At 69.2% G+C, this 16,987-nt stretch carries 18 protein-coding genes; 6 read left to right on the plus strand and 12 right to left on the minus strand.

Annotated elements, in window-relative coordinates; translation table 11 throughout:
- Window positions 1-21: 21 nt before the first annotated feature.
- Entirely contained in the window at window positions 22-984 is a 963-nt protein-coding gene (locus tag ASF52_RS03140; protein WP_056167456.1) for an alpha/beta hydrolase, read from the minus strand.
- A gap of 205 nt (window positions 985-1,189) precedes the next feature.
- On the opposite strand from ASF52_RS03140, the gene ASF52_RS03145 reads away from it, so the two are divergent.
- Window positions 1,190-1,534 carry a DUF6460 domain-containing protein gene (locus tag ASF52_RS03145; RefSeq protein ID WP_056167460.1) on the plus strand — a complete coding sequence of 115 codons (345 nt, stop codon included), beginning with the start codon at window positions 1,190-1,192 and terminating at the stop codon, window positions 1,532-1,534.
- Window positions 1,535-1,602: 68 nt separating this feature from the next.
- Here the strand turns inward: ASF52_RS03145 and ASF52_RS03150 are convergent, their stop codons facing one another.
- The 6 genes from ASF52_RS03150 to ASF52_RS03175 form a co-directional block, all read right to left on the minus strand.
- Window positions 1,603-2,271: a L,D-transpeptidase gene (locus tag ASF52_RS03150; RefSeq protein ID WP_056167464.1), complete on the minus strand. Its 669-nt coding sequence runs from the start codon at window positions 2,269-2,271 to the stop codon at window positions 1,603-1,605.
- Window positions 2,272-2,470: 199 nt separating this feature from the next.
- On the minus strand, window positions 2,471-3,334 hold the full coding sequence (gene nadC, locus ASF52_RS03155) for a carboxylating nicotinate-nucleotide diphosphorylase (protein WP_056167468.1): 864 nt from the start codon (window positions 3,332-3,334) through the stop codon (window positions 2,471-2,473).
- 37 nt (window positions 3,335-3,371) lie between these two features.
- Window positions 3,372-4,898: an L-aspartate oxidase gene (locus tag ASF52_RS03160; RefSeq protein WP_056167469.1), complete on the minus strand. Its 1,527-nt coding sequence runs from the start codon at window positions 4,896-4,898 to the stop codon at window positions 3,372-3,374.
- Window positions 4,895-5,917, minus strand: coding sequence for a quinolinate synthase NadA (gene nadA / locus ASF52_RS03165; RefSeq protein ID WP_056167472.1), 1,023 nt, complete (start codon window positions 5,915-5,917; stop codon window positions 4,895-4,897). Before nadA ends, ASF52_RS03160 begins: the two co-directional genes overlap by 4 nt.
- Before the next feature lie 132 nt (window positions 5,918-6,049).
- Window positions 6,050-7,063 carry an NUDIX hydrolase gene (locus ASF52_RS03170; RefSeq protein WP_244473677.1) on the minus strand — a complete coding sequence of 338 codons (1,014 nt, stop codon included), beginning with the start codon at window positions 7,061-7,063 and terminating at the stop codon, window positions 6,050-6,052.
- An 89-nt stretch (window positions 7,064-7,152) separates the two neighbouring features.
- Window positions 7,153-7,719 carry a sugar O-acetyltransferase gene (locus ASF52_RS03175; protein WP_056167476.1) on the minus strand — a complete coding sequence of 189 codons (567 nt, stop codon included), beginning with the start codon at window positions 7,717-7,719 and terminating at the stop codon, window positions 7,153-7,155.
- 136 nt (window positions 7,720-7,855) lie between these two features.
- Here ASF52_RS03175 and thiE point away from each other — a divergent pair, with 136 nt between their 5' ends.
- The 3 genes from thiE (at window position 7,856) to ASF52_RS03190 (ending at window position 10,123) form a co-directional block, all read left to right on the plus strand.
- On the plus strand, window positions 7,856-8,566 hold the full coding sequence (gene thiE, locus ASF52_RS03180; protein ID WP_056167479.1) for a thiamine phosphate synthase: 711 nt from the start codon (window positions 7,856-7,858) through the stop codon (window positions 8,564-8,566).
- Between the two features lie 27 nt (window positions 8,567-8,593).
- On the plus strand, window positions 8,594-9,400 hold the full coding sequence (thiD, locus tag ASF52_RS03185) for a bifunctional hydroxymethylpyrimidine kinase/phosphomethylpyrimidine kinase (RefSeq protein ID WP_056167481.1): 807 nt from the start codon (window positions 8,594-8,596) through the stop codon (window positions 9,398-9,400).
- 93 nt (window positions 9,401-9,493) lie between these two features.
- Window positions 9,494-10,123 (plus strand): helix-turn-helix domain-containing protein, encoded by a 630-nt coding sequence (locus ASF52_RS03190; RefSeq protein WP_056167485.1) that lies wholly within the window; start codon window positions 9,494-9,496, stop codon window positions 10,121-10,123.
- Between the two features lie 68 nt (window positions 10,124-10,191).
- Here ASF52_RS03190 and ASF52_RS03195 read toward each other — a convergent pair whose 3' ends face one another.
- From ASF52_RS03195 to ASF52_RS03215, 5 genes are all read right to left on the minus strand, one after another.
- Window positions 10,192-10,776, minus strand: a complete 585-nt coding sequence (locus tag ASF52_RS03195; RefSeq protein ID WP_056167489.1) for an ABC-type transport auxiliary lipoprotein family protein — start codon at window positions 10,774-10,776, stop codon at window positions 10,192-10,194.
- A 103-nt stretch (window positions 10,777-10,879) separates the two neighbouring features.
- Window positions 10,880-11,962, minus strand: coding sequence for an MlaD family protein (locus ASF52_RS03200; RefSeq protein WP_056167491.1), 1,083 nt, complete (start codon window positions 11,960-11,962; stop codon window positions 10,880-10,882).
- A 62-nt stretch (window positions 11,963-12,024) separates the two neighbouring features.
- Window positions 12,025-12,747, minus strand: coding sequence for an ABC transporter ATP-binding protein (locus ASF52_RS03205; RefSeq protein WP_244474187.1), 723 nt, complete (start codon window positions 12,745-12,747; stop codon window positions 12,025-12,027).
- A gap of 121 nt (window positions 12,748-12,868) precedes the next feature.
- On the minus strand, window positions 12,869-14,011 hold the full coding sequence (locus tag ASF52_RS03210; RefSeq protein WP_056167493.1) for an ABC transporter permease: 1,143 nt from the start codon (window positions 14,009-14,011) through the stop codon (window positions 12,869-12,871).
- A gap of 47 nt (window positions 14,012-14,058) precedes the next feature.
- Window positions 14,059-15,285: an MFS transporter gene (locus ASF52_RS03215; RefSeq protein WP_056167496.1), complete on the minus strand. Its 1,227-nt coding sequence runs from the start codon at window positions 15,283-15,285 to the stop codon at window positions 14,059-14,061.
- A 139-nt stretch (window positions 15,286-15,424) separates the two neighbouring features.
- Here ASF52_RS03215 and ASF52_RS03220 point away from each other — a divergent pair, with 139 nt between their 5' ends.
- On the plus strand, window positions 15,425-16,411 hold the full coding sequence (locus tag ASF52_RS03220; protein ID WP_056167499.1) for a hypothetical protein: 987 nt from the start codon (window positions 15,425-15,427) through the stop codon (window positions 16,409-16,411).
- A gap of 78 nt (window positions 16,412-16,489) precedes the next feature.
- A complete protein-coding gene (locus ASF52_RS03225) occupies window positions 16,490-16,930 on the plus strand; it encodes a DUF1489 family protein (protein ID WP_056167504.1) in 441 nt (146 codons plus the stop codon).
- Window positions 16,931-16,987: the final 57 nt, after the last annotated feature.

The following is a 16,987-nucleotide window of genomic DNA, read 5'->3' on the forward strand; positions in this document are numbered from 1 at the left end:
CATGGTGCGGGGGGGTGGCGCTCAGGCGAGGGCCATGAGGAAACGATCGATGAGCTCCAGGGCCCGCTCCGTCAGGGCACCGGGATAGCGCACGAAGACGTGGCACCCACCGGGATAGATCGCCGTATGGCCGCCATTTCCGGCAGCGGCCCAGCGCGACGACATGTAGAGGGTGTCGTCGAGGAGGGGGTCGTGGGTGCCGACGGTGAACAGGGCCGGGGGCAGTCCGGCGAGGTCGGCGTAGAGCGGCGACACGTCGGGGCGACGGCGATCGATGCCATCCCGAACGTAGTCGTTGGCGAAAGTGGTCAGATCCTTGGTGTTCACCACGAGGCGCTCGTCGCCCCAATTGCGCACGCTCGGGGTCAGGCCGAGGTCGAAGAACCCGGCATTGAGGTTGGCACCCCGGAAAGCGCGCGGCAGACCGTGCCGGTCACGCAGGCGGAGGAGGGTCATAACGGCGAGATGGGCGCCGGCCGATTCGCCACCGATGGTGAGGGCCGTGATGCCGAGTTCCGCCCGACCCGGACCGGCGAGCCACAGGGCGGCGGCCTCGCAATCCTCCAGGGCCGCCGGATAGGGGTGCTCGGGCGCGAGCCGATACTCGACGGACAGACAGACGAAGCCGCAGGTGTCGGCAATCCGCTCAAGCCACGGGTCCTGCTCGTCGGCAGCGCCCCAGACCCAGCCGCCGCGATGGATGTGCAGATAGGCGCCGCGCGCCTTCGGCCACTTTCTGGCATCGGGGCGGATCATGCGAAGCGCGAGCGGACCGCCCGGCCCGTCGATGGTCACCGTTTCGGCTCGTACGCTGCGGGGCATGGCCGGCGAGGCCTTGGTGCCCTGGCGGCGGCGTTCGCGGACCGCCGCGATGGGGATCGACCACGGGTCGGCCTGGGCCGCATGTGCCGCGATGATCTCGGCGTTGAGCCGTTTGGTGTCCGGATCGATCGTCGCCGGGTCGAACAGGGCGTGGTCGATCATGAATCGCTTCGTTTCATCGTAAAAAGAGGTCGTTCCAACTTGGACCGCGCAGCCGGCATTGCCACCTGGGCTATCGACAGCAACCCGCCTAACGCCCGAGCGTCCGTCCGGTTTCGCCAAAGTGTGTCGATTCGGTCACGCTTCCGCCGGCTTCGGGGGGTTGAGAGACCGCATTCGCCGCGCGCCGCAAGGAAACCTTCGCCCGATGAGCCTCGATCACGATCCGCGCCGCCCGCAGCCGTTTCCCGGCCAGCCCTATGCCGGCGCCTATCCCGAACCGGGTCGTCGCTCGGCCCTTCGCCGTTTCCTCGGCGGTTCGCCGGCGGCGGTGTTCGCCAAACTGCTGTTCCTGTCGATCCTGGTCGGCGCCGTCATGGCCATGCTCGGGGTGACGCCGGGCCTGCTGTTCTGGCACGCTTACGATGCCGTTCGAGCCCTCGTCGATCTCGGCCTCGACACCTTCCACGATTTCGGACGCTGGATCCTGGCCGGCGCCGTGGTTGTGGTGCCCCTCTGGCTGCTGTCGCGATTCTTCGCCGTTTCGAAGTGAGGTCAAGAACGAAGAAAGGCCGGCGTTTCCACCGGCCTTTCTCGAATGCCCGCTCGTGAGCGAACCGTTCAGCGAACCACGATGACCTTCGCGCCGACCTTGGCGCGGGTGTAGAGGTCGGCCACGTCGTCGTTGGTCATGCGGATGCAGCCCGACGAGACGGCGGTGCCGATGGTTTCCGGCTCGTTGGAGCCGTGGATGCGGTAGATCGAATTGCCGAGATACATGGCGCGGGCGCCGAGGGGGTTCTCAAGGCCGCCCTTCATGAAGCGCGGCAGATCGGGACGGCGACGCAGCATCTCGGCCGGGGGACGCCAATCGGGCCATTCGCGCTTCATCGTGATGGTCTGAACGCCGCCCCAGGTGAAGCCGGGCCGGCCGACGCCGACGCCGTAGCGCAGGGCTTGGCCGTCACCGAGCACGTAGTACAGGCGACGCTCGGCCGTGGAGACTACGATGGTGCCGGGGGCGTAATTGCCGGAATAAGCCACCTGCTCGCGCTGGATCGCCGACATCTGCGGCACGGCCGAGGCCATGGGGTCGGCCGGCGACAGCGATGCGTTGGAGGTCGGCACGGCGACGACGGCCACCGGCTCGGCCTGCGGGCGCACCCGCAGGACCAGGGCGTTGTCCAGGGGCTGGCGGGTTAGAGGGTCGATCTCGTAGGCGGCAGCGGGCGATGCCCACGCGCCAAGCGCACAGGCGAGCCCGGTGAGGGCGGGGGCGAAACGGCGCATCGGGGCCTCTCGAGGGCAGTCGGAAATCACGGCGATCAGCTCGACGCACGGTACCGCGCGAAGAATGCCCAAGACGTAAACGCTGGGGTTTCAAAGCCAAGCTCTATCCGCGGTGCAGCATCGCTTGCCGCGACGTCGTGACTCCATGGCCACAGTGTGGCGCCTTGGCCGTAAGGTCCTTCGGTTTCAGGCCAAACCTTCAAGCATCGTCGAGACCGAGATCGATGATCGGCGCGCTGTGGGTGATCCAGCCGCAGGAGATCAGATCGACGCCAGACGCAGCCACCGCCCCGACGGTCTCGCGGGTGATCCGGCCCGAGGCCTCCGAAATGGCGCGCCCGTCGATCATCCGCACGGCCTCGCGCAGTTGATCCGGGTTCATGTTGTCGAGGAGCACGGCGTCGGCGCCGACGGAGAGGGCCTCTTCGAGTTGGGCCAGGGTGTCGACCTCGCACTCGATCTTGACGAGGTGGCCTGCATAGGCCCGCGCCCGGGTGATGGCCGGGACGATGCCGCCGGCCACCGCCACGTGGTTGTCCTTGATGAGCACGGCGTCGTCGAGGCCGAAGCGGTGGTTCGAGCCGCCGCCGGCCCGGACCGCATGCTTCTCGAGGGCGCGGAGGCCCGGTGTGGTCTTGCGGGTGCAGACGATGCTGGCCCTGCCGTGCGGCCGCGCCACCGTGACGAGGCCCGCCGTGGCCGTGGCGACACCCGAAAGACGGCACAGGAGATTGAGGGCCACCCGCTCGGCGGTGATGATCGCCCGCGCCGGGCCGGACAGGCGGATCACCACGTCGCCCGGCGCCACGGTGGCGCCGTCGCCGCGCACCACCGTCACCACCACGGCCGGATCGATGAGGCCGAAGGCGAGGACGGCGGCGTCGATGCCGGAGATCACGCCGTCCTGGCGGGCGGCGATGACGGCGTTCATCGTTAAGGATGCCGGCACGATGGCGTCGGTGGTGATGTCGCCGGCCCGGCCGAGATCCTCCAGCAGGGCTGCCCGCACGATGGGCTCGACCATGAGGCGGGGCAGGGGGACGAGGTGCAGATCGTCGGTCATGGAAGCCCTCCCGGGCGTTTCGGGCAGTGGGCCGGAATCAGGCGAAGGCGGGTGCGTCGACTGCCGAAGAGCTCAGGACTTCGGCCAAGGTCGTTTCGGTGTGCCGGACCGGAGCTTGATCGGGACAGTCGCTGCGCCAGTGCGCCCCCCGGCTCTCCCGACGCGACAGGGCCGATGTGGCGACCACGAGCCCGACGAGGGCGGCGTCGCAGCCGGCCTCGGCTGCTGGCATCAGCCGACGGACCGCCTCCGCGAGGCCGTCCGCATCGCGCACGACGCCGACGCGTTGCTCCATGATGGCGCGGATCGTCGGCAGATCCGACGCCGGACGGGGCTGCTCCGGCACCGCCTGCGCGGCCCCCGGGACCGGAACGGCCTCGATGGCCTCGGCGATCCAGGGCGCGAACGCCATGGCTTCGAGAAGCGAATTGCTGGCGAGGCGGTTGGCGCCGTGCAGGCCCGTGGACGCGACCTCGCCGCAGGCGAACAACCCCGGTACGGTGCTGGCGCCGCTGCCATCCACCCTCACGCCGCCCATGTGGTAGTGCGCCGCCGGCCGCACGGGGATCGCCTCGTGCTGCGGATCGATGCCGGCCGTCGCGCACAAACCGGCGACCGTGGGAAACCGCGTGGCCATGCGAGCGCCCAAGGCGCCGCGGCAGTCGAGGAACACCTGCGTGCCCCGTGCTTGCGCCTGAAAGATCGCCCGGGCGACGACGTCCCGTGGCGCCAGATCCCCACCCGTGATGCCGGCCATGATCGGGGCACCCAGTCCGTTGACGAGCCGCGCGCCCTCGCCGCGCAGGGCTTCGGTGGCAAGCGGCATCGGATCGGCGCCGACCGCGATGGCGGTGGGGTGGAACTGAACGAACTCCATGTCGCGCAGGCTGGCACCGGCCCGGGCCGCCAGGGCAAGGCCGGCCCCGGTGGCGCCGCGCGGATTGGTCGTCGATGCGTAGAGTGCACCGATCCCGCCGGTGGCGAGCACCACGGCGCGGGCCGCCAGACGCAGCCGCGTACCGCCGCGCTCGCACACAACGCCCGCGATCGCACCCTGACGGTCGTGCATCAGATGACGCGCCTGCGCCACGACCACGTCGATGGACGGCGTGGCGGACACGGCCCGTACCAGGGTCTCGAGGACGAGACGACCGGTCGAATCGCCGCCGGCTCGTACGATGCGACGGCGGGAATGGGCAGCCTCGAGCCCGAGCGCGAGGGCCCCGACGGTATCCCGGTCGAACGGGGCATTCAGGCCGACGAGCCATTCGATGAGGCCGGGGCCGGCCGCCGCGACGCGTTCGGCGACCTCCGGCTCGCTCAGGCCCGCGCCCGCCGCCAGGGTGTCGGCGGCGTGAAGGGCCGGTGCGTCGTCCTCACCCATGGCGGCGGCGATGCCGCCCTGCGCCCAGCCCGTGGCGGTGCCGAGCCCGAGGGGACTCGCCGTGACCAGTGTGACGGGACGCGGTGCGAGGCGAAGCGCCGTCGCGAGACCGGCGACGCCGGCTCCGATGACGATGACGCGGTCCGGCGTCGCGAAGGAGAAGGGTGCGTGCGCGTTCATCGCGGCCGCACCGCGAGCATGCGCTCCACCGCCAAGCGCGCCCGGTCGGCGAGTTCGGGTTCGACCGTGACCTCGTGAGTCAGGGTCTCGAGGGCGCGGCGGATGTTCTTCAGGCTCATGCGCTTCATGTGCGGGCACAGGTTGCACGGCTTGATGAACTCGATGTCCGGGTTGGCCGCCGCGATGTTGTCGCCCATCGAGCACTCGGTCACGAGCACCACCTGCCGGGGGCGCTTCTCGGTCACGAAGTTCATCATCATCGCCGTCGAGCCGGAGAAATCGGCTTCGGCCACCACGTCGGGCGGGCATTCGGGATGAGCGATGACCGTGACGCCCGGATAGCTCTCGCGCACGGCGTGGATATCCGCCGGGGTGAAGAGTTCATGGACTTCGCAATGACCGGCCCAGGTGAGGATCTCCACCTCGGGCACCAGGGCCTGCACGTTCTGGGCGAGGAACTCGTCGGGAATCATCAGAACGCGGGGCGCGTTGAGGGACCGAACCACGTCGACGGCATTGCCGGATGTGCAGCAGAGGTCGGATTCGGCCTTAACGGCCGCCGACGTGTTGACGTAGGTGACGATGGGAACGCCGGGATACTTTTCGCGCAGCCCCCGCACATCGGCGGCGGTGATCGAATCGGCGAGCGAGCAGCCGGCGGCCATGTCCGGAATGAGGACGGTCTTGCCCGGGTTGAGGAGCTTGGCGGTCTCGGCCATGAAATGCACGCCGGCCAGCACGATCACGTCGGCATCCACCGTCACGGCCTCGCGAGCCAGCGCCAAACTGTCGCCGACGATGTCCGCCACCGTATGGAAGATTTCCGGCGCCTGATAGTTGTGGGCGAGGATGACGGCGTTGCGCGTCTTCTTCAGTTCCAGGATCGCCGCAACGTCATCGGCGAGCGCCGGCCATTCGATGGCGGGCACGTGCCGGGCGACCCGCGCGTAGATATCGGGCAGAGGCAGGCCGGCATAAACCGCGGGCGCCGGAGTGATCGGAAGACTGGTGGCCGCCATGGATGCGTCCTCACTTATGCTCAAAATGAGCATTGTGCCGACTAACGTAGGGGCCCCATTCGCACTTGTCTAGATATGCTGGACTTGAGCATAACGTTTTTGCAGCGCACCCTCGATGGTGCGCCGCGGCTGTCAGGTGGGGCGTTTCGCCGGCCTGAGGCGGAAGCCCGGGGCAGGGCGTTCGAGGAGGACTTCGCGCCGGAACCGAACGAGGCGGGCCGGCCTGCCGGTGGCACCGCTGGTGACCCCATCGGTCTCTTCGACCAGACCCTGCTGAGCGACGAGCCGGCGGAAGTTCTGCTTGTGCAGATTGGTCCCCGACAGAGCCTCCACCGTGCGCTGAAGCTGGAACAGCGTGAAGGTCGGCGGCATCAGCTCGAAGACAACGGGCCGATACTTGATCTTGCCACGCAGGCGCCCGATGGCGGTGGCAAGCACCCGGCGATGGTCGAACGCCATGGGTTGTCCGGTCACCGGGAGGTCGGCGGGGCTCGCGGCACCCGACTGGCCTTGCGCCTCGGGAATCAGGCCGGCCTCGAACAGCAGTTCGTAGCGCTCCAGCACGCGCTCCTCGTTCCAGGTGCCGTCGCACAGGCCGAAGGTGAGGCTGAGGCGATCCTCGCGCCGGCGCTTCAGCTTCGGGTCGCCGGTCCCGCCGGCCCAGGCGAGGAGTTTCGGCTCGATCTCGGCCAGGGCCGCCGGCCGGCCCTCGCGAAAATCCTCCCAGGGCAGGTAGCGGTACCAGTTGCGCCACGAAGCCTCGGCGAGACCGCCGGGTCGAACCTCGCGAACCAGCGCGAGATAGGCCACCGACAGGGAATGCAGGCCCTGACTCTCGTCGCCCTGACGGTCGCGATCGCCGAAGGTGTAGAGCTGTTCGACGTAACCGAGGCGCTGATGGGTCTGGCGCTCGACCCACGCTCGCAGCCCACGTTCCAGGGTCGGGTGCTCGGGCACGAGGGGCCCGGCGGGCAGTCCGTCGGAACGGCCTGTCGCCTGCCCCTCGACCTGCACTGTCAGGGCCCGCGGCTCGCCGTCCGTCGCGGCGATGATGACGGCGACGAGCCCCACGGCGGACGGGTTGACGAGCGAGGCGTTGTCGCGCCCCTGCGAGTCCTTCACCGTCGTCACCTGGTCAGCCTCCATCTCGCACCGCGTGCATTTTGCACATCGTGCCGCGTGCTCATGGCACATCGCGCCGCCGTGATGAACGGCCAAACGGCATGGCCTATGGGTCAGGCTTCCTCCCGCCGAGGCAAGGGCCGGGCCGGGTTTCCCACCACCGTATCCCCCTCGGCCACGTCCCGGGTCACCACGCTGCCGGCGCCGACGATCGCGTGATCGCCGACGGTCACCCCCGGCAGGATGAGAGCGCCGCCGCCGATCCAGACGTTGCGGCCGATCCGGATCGACCGCGCGAACTCCAAACCGGCCTCGCGGGAAGCGGCATCGCGGGGATGATCCGCCGTGAGGATCTGGACCCCGGGTCCGATCTGCGTGCGCGCGCCGATATGGACCGGGGCACAATCGAGGATCACACAGCCGAAGTTGAGAAAGACATGGTCCTCCAGAGTGATGTGAAGGCCGTAATCGCAGTGGAAGGGCGGCCGGATGACGGACTCGTCGCCGACGGCTGCGAAGCGCTCGCGCAGGAGCGCGCGCCGGTCGCCGGGCGACAGACCGAGGGCCGCGTTGTAGCGCACCATCCAGGCCTTGCAGGCGCCGGCATCGGCCTGAATCTCGGGGTCGTCGGGATGATAGAGCTCGCCCGCGAGCATCTTCTGTTTCGGCGTACGGTCCATGCGGATCCCCCAATTGTGTTCGCCCCACCAACGCCGCCCCACCGGTCAAGCTCCCGAGCTTCCACCTTCGCGGGCCCTTGCGGCATGGGAACCAGCCCGTAAGACGAATGGGACGGGGCTGACCGGGGAGAACGCTGTGATCGGACGGGACGACGCGCCGGGGCGCACGGTGCCGGTGGATCTGCGCCTCTACGGAATCCTCGACACGGGATTCTGCGGCACCGATGTCGGGCGGCTCGCGGCACTGGCGAGCGCGGCGGCGCGCGGCGGCTGCACCCTCCTCCAGTATCGCGAAAAAACCATCGACGATGCCCGTGCCGCCCTGGCGCGCATCCGGGCGATCCACGAAGCCCTCGCGGGGAGCCATGTCCCGCTTCTCGTGAACGATCGCGTCGACCTCGCCCTCGCCGCGGGCGTCGAGGGCGTGCATCTCGGCCAGTCCGATCTCCATCCGGCCGATGCGCGCCGCCTCCTCGGGCGCTCGGCCATCGTCGGCCTGACCCTGAAGACCGGTGCGCAGGCCGACGAGCTCTACCGGCTGCCGGTGGATTACGCCTGCATCGGCGGTGTGTTCTCCACCGCGAGCAAGGACAACCCCGACCCGCCCGTCGGCCTCGATGGCCTCGGCCGCATCCTGTTCCGGGGCCGCCTCGCGCGGGGGCAGAACTTCCCCCTCGGGGCCATCGCGGGCATCGATTCGAGCAACGCGGCGGCCGTGATCGCGGCCGGAGCGGACGGAGTTGCGATCATCTCCGCCCTGTTCGCCGGGGATGATGTCGAGGCGCGGGCGCGCGACCTGCGCCACCGGGTCGATTCGGCCCTCGCCGCCCGCGCCGCGGTTCCGTAAGGTCGTCGCAGGACGCAAAGGCACGCCATGACCCCCATCGCCGTCACCATAGCGGGCTCGGATTCGGGCGGGGGCGCCGGCATCCAGGCGGACCTGAAGACCTTCGCGGCCCTGCGCGTCTACGGCGCCAGCGTCGTCACCGCGCTGACAGCCCAGAACACAGAGGGAGTCCAGGGCATCCACGACGTACCGGCGGCCTTCGTCGCGGCGCAGATGGACAGCGTCTTCGGCGACCTCGCGGTGACGGGGGTGAAGATCGGAATGCTGTCGCAGGTCGCGACCATCGAGGCCGTGGCGGCGGGTTTGCGCCGGCATGCCCGGGATATTCCCATCGTGCTGGATCCCGTGATGGTGGCGACGAGCGGCGACCGGCTCATCTCGGAGGACGCGGTGGAGGCCCTGCGCCACCTGCTCCTTCCGCTCGCCGATCTCGTCACCCCCAACCTGCCGGAAACCGGAACGCTGATCGGCGCCGCAGCGCCGAGGAGCGAGAACGAAGCCGTGGCGCAAGCACGGCAACTCCTGGCGCTCGGAGCCCGGGCGGTTCTGGTGAAGGGCGGCCATGGGGAGGGCGACGAGAGCGTGGATCATCTGCTGTGCGCCGATGGAACGTTGCGCCGGTTCGCCGCTCCCCGGGTCGCCACCCGCAACACTCACGGCACCGGCTGCACCCTGTCGGCGGCGGTGGCGGCAGGGCTTGCGCACAAGCGCCCCCTCGTCGAAGCGGTCAGGGACGCCAAATGCTACCTGACCGCCGCCCTCCAGGCGGCCGATACGATGCAGGTCGGGCGAGGACACGGACCGGTTCATCACTTCCACGCCCTGTGGACCTGAGACCACTGCCCGCCTTGCGCGTGTCCGAATTTTGCGTTTGAAGTACCGCACGTTCGTTCGATGTACGGAACGATCCGGCGGGTTACAGGGACAATGGACGATCAGGTGACGACCCCCGAGCGCGGGCGGCAGCGGGATATCCTGACGGGCGCCCAACTGCTTTCGGGTCAGCTCGGCAAGACGATCCAGCGCTTGCGCAAGGCCTACAACCTCTCGCTGTCCGAACTCGCGGAGCAATCGGGGGTCGCGAAGTCGATCATCTCCCAGATCGAGCGCAACGAGACCAACCCGACCCTGGCCACCATCTGGCGCTTGAGCCAGGCACTGGACGTGTCCATCGAGCGCGTGTTGGCGACCAGCGACGAAGAGCCGTTCATCGAGAAGACCTCGCGCGCCGACACGCCGATCCTCGTCTCGGACGACGGCAAGGTGCGGCTCGCCATCGTCGGGTGGATCAAGACCGTCGAGTGGCTGCAATGGTACGAGGTGTCGGCCGATCCCGGCGGCATCCTCGATTCCGATCCGCACCAGCGCGGCTCGGTCGAATCCCTCACGGTCACCACGGGGCAGCTCGAAGTCGAAGTCGCCGGCACGGTCCAGCGCGCCCGCGCGGGCGAGACCCTGCGCTATCGCTGCGACCGTCCGCACACGGTGCGCTGCATCGGTCCGGAGCCGGCCCGCGCCATCATGGTGGTGATCATGAAGGCGGCCGTGATGGAATGATCGTTTGGTGGACACACCGCTCTCGGGAATGAGCGCTACGTCCGCGAACGATCATCCGTCCGAAGGCCTCAGCGGCCGGAATTCACCCACACGACCATTTCGCCGAGCACCCGCGCGAGCGCCGCGTCGAGCCCCACGGCGGCCGAGGCGACATCGACCTTCGCCACCGGGATGCGGGCCGTGAACACCCGAGCGGCAACGACCTTTCCGGTGCCCTCGGCGATGATCTTGGCGGAGAGATCCACCACTGCCTCGCCCGAGCCCGCAGCGATGTCGAAGGCGCGGATCTCGGAGATGAGCTGGAAATCCGAGACGATCTTGTCGCCCGGCCGGCTCACGGACTTCAAGCGACCGGAATTTTCGAGGCTCTGGATCAGGCGCGTCTGGATCAGCCGCGGCAGCCGGTCGGCCCATTGGGCGCCGCCGAGGAAGGACAGGGCTCCGCCGGGCTCGCGCACGATGATGCGGTCGGCCTCGAACGGCTGGATACCGACGGGCTCGGCCACGGTGACGGAGCGCGCGGACGCGCTGACCCGACCCGAGGGCGGGAGCGCGGCGAGGTCGAAGGTGAGCGGCACGGCGCCGCCGCAGCCACCGAGGGCCACGGCGAGCAGGCTCACGCCGAGGGCGAGGGCCGGTGAAAAGTGGGTCATACGCGATCCGGACTTCGCAGCGCGACAGGCTGCGAGGGACAAACTACGGCAAAGCTCGTTTCGTGCCGTGCGCCGGGACACCCTCATCCCGGCAAAACAGCATTCAACGACCACCGTTGTATTCCGGCAACGACGGCTTGCCGCCGAAGATCACCTGGCTCGGGTCGCGCTCGAGGTTCTTCACCGTGCGGTTGAGGGTGTTGAGGGTGCGCTGCCCGTCCGTGGACAGGGCTTCGACCTCGCGCCGACCCGTGCCGCTGAGGCGGTTGAAGCTGGTTGCGATGTTCGACGTCCGTTTGTCGAGGTTCTCCGACAGGGTGCGGAACGCCTTGCCCGCGTCGCGAACGGAGATGGCGGCCTCACGCACCTCCGTGAACGTGCTGGTCCCGGCGGAACCCGAGGCCGAACCGAGGAAGCCCTCGGCCCCCTTCAGTACGGCGTCGACGCGGTCGGCCGAGGTATTGAGCTTGGCCATCATCCCGCGCGCGTCCCTGAGGGCGCCTTCGATGTCGGGACTGCCGGCCGCTAGCGCCGCCGAGAAGCGATCCGCATTGTCGATGACGCGGTTGAGCTTCTGTCCATCGATGGCCTTCACCAAGCCGCTCACGGCCGGTCCGGCATCCGCCAGGGTCTTCGAGAACGCCTCGACGTTGGCCAGCGTCCGGTTGATGGCGCCCTCGTTGCCGGCCACCACCTTGTCGAGGCGCTGGAGTACGTCGTCGGCCCGTTGGGCGATCTGCTTGGCCGCCGCCATCATGTCTTGGATGTCGGACGAATCGGCGAAGATCGTCGGCATCTGGTCGCCCGTACCGGTGCCCAGGGCCGGTGCATCGGCGTTGCCGCCGGACAACGAGATGGTGGAGACGCCGGTCAGCATCGCCGAATCGAGGCGCGCGCGGGTGTCGGCGCGAAGCGGCGTGGTCCGCTCGACCTCGACCACGGCGACGACGCGGCGCGGGTCCTGCGGCAGCAGGCGCACGTCCGTGACCTCGCCGACCTTGATGCCGTTGAACGCCACCGTCGAGCCCTTGGCCAAGCCCCCGACGCTGCCGGAGAAGACGATCCGCACGGCCTGACGGGCCTGGCTGCGCGAGCCGCCCTGCAGCCAGAACACGAAGCCGAAGGCCGCGACGAGCACGGCGAGGGTGAAGGCGCCGATCAGGGCGTAGTTCGCGCGAGTCTCCATCGGATCAGCGATTGCCCGGGTTCGGGGTGGACGCGCGGTGCGTCACCACACGGTGAAGGGGATCAGGCCGCCGCATGGCGCGTGCCGTTGGGGATGACGGCGCGGCCGCGCTTGCCGTGGAAGTAGGAGCGCAACCACGGATGGTCACTCTCCAACATCTCCGAAATGGTGCCTTGCGCGATGATCTGGCCGTCGCCGAGCGCCGCGATGCGATCGCAGGCGGTGTAGAGGCTATCGAGGTCGTGAGTGACCATGAACACGGTCAGGCCCAGGGTCTGCTTCAGGGTGGCGACGAGTTCGTCGAACTCGCCGGCGCCGATGGGATCGAGGCCCGAGGTCGGTTCGTCGAGGAACAGGATCTCCGGGTCGAGGGCCAGGGAGCGGGCCAAGGCCGCGCGCTTGATCATGCCGCCGGAGAGTTCCGACGGCAGCTTGTCGGCGGCATCGGGCTTGAGACCAACCATCTCGATCTTGAGACGCGCGAACTCGTCGAGCAGGCGCTCGGACAGGTTCAGGTGCTCGCGCATGGGCATCTGGATGTTCTGCTTGACGGTCAGCGCCGAGAACAGGGCGCCCTGCTGGAACAGTACGCCCCAGCGCTGCTCGATCTGCCGGCGCCGGGTGACGGTGAGGCCGTCCACGTCCTCGCCGAACACGGTGATCCGGCCCGACCGCTTGGGTACGAGACCGAGGATGGTCCGGGTCAGCACCGACTTGCCCTGGCCCGAGGGTCCGACGAAGCCCAGGATCTCGCCCCGGCGAATGTCGAGGTCGAGGCCCTTCATGACGATCTTCGAGCCGAACCCGACGACGAGGTCGCGGACGCGGATGATCGCGTCCGGCTCTGTGCCGGCTACGTGTTCACGGGTCGGCCGCTCGGCCTGGGCGCGTTCGGTCTGCACAGGGTCAGAAATCGATTGCCGCGAAGAAAACAGCGAAGAGCCCATCGAGGACGATGACCATGAAGATTGACTTCACGACTGAGGCCGTGACGTGGCGCCCGAGGGATTCGGCCGAGCCTTCCACGGCAAAGCCCTCGATGGTCGCGATGATTCCGATGATCAATGCCATGAACGGCGCCTTGATCAGCCCCACGGCGACGTGGTGGAACGACACCGCCACCTGCAGCCGGGCGAGGAAAGCTTCCGTGGTCATGCCTCCGTAGAGCGCCGCCGTCAGGCCGCCGCCGGCGAGCGCTGCGAGGGATGCGAGAAAGGCGAGGATCGGCAGCCCGACCACGAGGGCGAGGATACGCGGGACGATCAGGATCTCGATGGGATCTAGGCCCATGACCCGGAGGGCGTCGACCTCCTCGCGCATCCGCATCGAGCCGATCTCGGCGGTGAAGGCCGAGCCGGAGCGGCCCGCCACCATGATCGAGGTGAGGAGCACGCCGAGCTCGCGCAGGATGAGGAGCCCGATGAGGTTGACGACGAAGCTCTGCGCCCCGAAGCGCTGGAGCTGGAAGATGCCCTGCTGGGCGACGATGCCGCCGACGAGGAACGAGATGAGGACGATGATCGGCACGCCCCGGAAGGCGACCTGATCGAGCTGGTTGACGAAGGCGGTTCCGCGGAACGTCCCGGGCCGGGCCGCGACGCGGATACAGGCGGTGACGACTTCCCCGAAGAAGGCGAGGCCGGCGACGAGGTCGGAGCGGGCGCCGACCACGCGCTTGCCGAGGTCGTGCAGGAAGCCGAACATCCGGCCGCGCCGTGCCAACACGGGCTCGGCCGCGGGCAGCTTGACCTCGCCCAGGAGAATTCGGTGTTCGGGGCTGGCACCCGCGTAGGCGAGGCGCCCGCCCGCGGCCTCGATCTCCGACCGGGTCCGCTCCAGGACCCAGGCCCCGAGGGTATCGAGGCGGGTCACCCCCGTCAGGTCGACGACGACGGAGCCCCTCTCGGCACCGCGAAAAATTCCCGCGGCGGCGGCCTCCACGGCGTTGCCCTGGTCGACGGTCCAGCGCCCGCGCAGGGCGATGCGTCCACCCGTGAGGGCGGAGGCGTCGGCGACGTCCGGGTTCGGCAGGGTCTCAGCGGTCGGCACGACACGCCACTCCGTTACTCGCGTTCCCCGTTCCTCACAGGTTAGGGTTACGCAATCGTATCCGGGTGCTGGCCCACAAAGGCGGCGCTGTGAAGACGCTGCCGCTGCGCGAGGCGCGCGGCGCGTGCCGTCAGGCACAGGCCGATCACCGCCAGCGGCGCCATGAGGCCGAAGGCGAGGGGTCCACCGCCATGCCCGTAGGCGAGCCCGCTGGCGAGGGTGGCGCAGGCCGACGCCAGGGCGTTGGTGGCGCTGAGCGTCCCCTGCGCCCGTCCGCGCGCGCCCTCTGGGGCGAAGCGCGACACAGCCGCCATGGCGCCGAGCTGGGTCGCACCGAAGCTGAAGCCGTGCAGGGTCTGCAGGACGATGACCGCCCCGAGGGTATCGCCATAGAACGCCATGCCGATCGCGCGCACGGCACCCGCGGCGGCCCCGAGGCCGAGCAGGCGGAACGGCGTTCGCCACCCCGCCGGACACAAACCGATGCCGGCGAACAGAACGATCTCGGCCAGCACGCCGATGGCCCACAGGGCTCCGATCCAGGCCACGGGAAACCCACTGAGACTCCAGTGGATGCTGGCAAAAGCGTAGAGCGCGGCATGGCTCGCCTGGATCGCCGCTCCGGCCGCGATGGTGAGCCAGAGAAGGCGGGGCAGGGGAACACGCGTCGCCTTCGTACGCGGGACGGCCGCCGTGGGAAGTTCGAGGCGGACACCCGCGCACACCGCCGCCGCCAGCAGGGCGAGGGCGGTGGTGAGGAGCGGCACGGCGAGCCGCTCGCCGAGAAACCCCAAGGCCGCGCCACCGGCGAGGTTGGCGGCGAGAAAGGCGATGGAACCGGCCATGCGGATCCGGGCGTAGTCGAGGCGGGCGCTGCGGCGAACGGCGGCGAGCGTCAGGTAGTCGATGCTCGGCACCAGGGGGGCGCCGGCCGCCGCGTTCAGCGCGATGAGGAGCGCGAGCACCGGCCAGCCGAGCGCCGCGCCGGCCGGCATCAGGGCGTAGGTGGCCGCCAAGGCGAGACTTCCCGCCACCAGGAGGGCGCGCGCACCGACGCCCCGGTCGATGAGTCCGACGAGGGGGGCGGTGGCGACGATCTTGACCGCGATGGGCAGGGCGAGGAGCACGCCGATGATCCCGGCCTCGAGGCCGAGGGCGTTGAGCCAGACGGGCATGAACGGCATGGCGATGCCGATCTCGACGAAGACCACGGCGTAGAGGCTCGCGAGCCGGAACGGGTTCGGCTCCGGTGGCGTGGCGGTGGCGTGGGGCACGTTGGCTCGGGGCCGCGAGAAGATTTGGGGACAGATCGGACCCGTAAAGCCCGCGTTAAAACCATCGTGTCAATCGTTCGGAATGTCTGTGGCCCCGATCGAACACCGGGGGTGCAGCAACCCGAGGACCCGGATCTACATGTCGCGTTCCCGCTCGCTGACGTCCATCGACGTTTCGGAATACGATCGCATCGAGACGGCGATGTCCGAGAGCGCACGGGGGCGCTGGTTCCTCGACGAATACGCCCGGCGCACGCGGGGCGAAGACACTCAGTCCGTCCTGGGCGCCATCGCACGCCTCGAAGCCGTCGTCACCCAGGAGCGCGACGGGTCCCAGGTCGGGCGCATGCGCGGCGACCTCCTCGACATGGCCAACGCCATCGCCCGCACCAAGGCGGAGATCGTCGCCCTCGGCACGCCGGACCACGAGAACAGCCGCCTCGGCATCGCCTCCGTGGCCCTCGACGCCATCGTGCGCTCTACGGAGCGGGCGACCTCCGACATCCTGAGCGCCGCCGAGGACGTTCAGGAGGCCGCCTGGACATTGCGGGAATCGGGCTCCGACGCGGCGCTCTGCGATGCGCTGGACCAGCGCGCCACCGAGATCTACACGGCCTGCTCGTTCCAGGATCTCACGGCGCAGCGCACGGCACGCATCATCCACACCCTGCGCTACCTCGAAGAGCGGGTCGCCGCGATGATGGCGATCTGGGGCGATAGTCTCGAGGCGGTGCCGCCCGCCCCCGGTGAGTCCAATCCTGCCCAGCCCCTCGATCTGTCGCAGAGCGACGTCGACCGTTTCATCGATGAGCCGGTCGCCGCGCAGCCTGCCCCCGCAGCGGTCGCGGAATCCGTTTCCGAAGCCCACACTGAACCGACGGCAATGGCCGAACGCGCTGTCGCCACGCCCTCTTCGGAGATGGCCGCCGACGCGACGCAAGGCGACGCAATGGCTGATCCGTCGGACGAAATCCTCGTGGAGGAGACCGCCGAAGACGAGATCCCCGAAGACGAGAGCCCCGAGGAGGAGCGCGTCGTTGACGAGGCCCCGAAGAAGGATATCGCCGCCGCGTTCGCCGATATCGACAGCCTTTCGGACGAGGAGAAGCGCGCACTGTTCTCGTGAGGGTGCGGCGTCGCGACCACGGCTTTTCTCCTCCCAAACAGGGTTCACGAACCGTCGGATCCGATTAGGAGAGCGGGCATGGCTCTCCACCTCCTGAAGCTGTGCGTCGGTCCCGCCTCCATCGCGGAGCTCGAAGCCCGGATCGCCCAGACCCGCGCCGACGCCCTGGCACAGGCGCGCGACCCGGCACCCGCCCACGTCACCCGCATGGTTCCGACCCGCTTGTCCGAGATCCTCGGCGGCGGTTCGATCTATTGGGTGATCAAGGGCACACTCGCCTGCCGGCAGACCATCGCGGCGATCGCACCGTTCACCGGTGCCGACGGTATCGGCCGCTGCCGCCTCGTTCTCGATCCCGTGGTTGTTCCGGTCTCGCCGCGCCCGTGCCGACCATTCCAGGGCTGGCGCTATCTCAAGGCCGACGACGCTCCGGCCGATCTCGACGCAGCGACGGCCGACGGTCTGGCGCAAATGCCGGATGCGCTACGCCGCGAACTGGCCAGCCTCGGCCTCATCTGACGCCATCGCGATACCGAGCCCCCTCCGCCCCAGAATGGGGGAAGGGGGTCCGGTGCC

Origin of the sequence: Methylobacterium sp. Leaf112 (assembly GCF_001423295.1) — a bacterium.
In the GTDB taxonomy this organism is placed as follows: domain Bacteria; phylum Pseudomonadota; class Alphaproteobacteria; order Rhizobiales; family Beijerinckiaceae; genus Methylobacterium.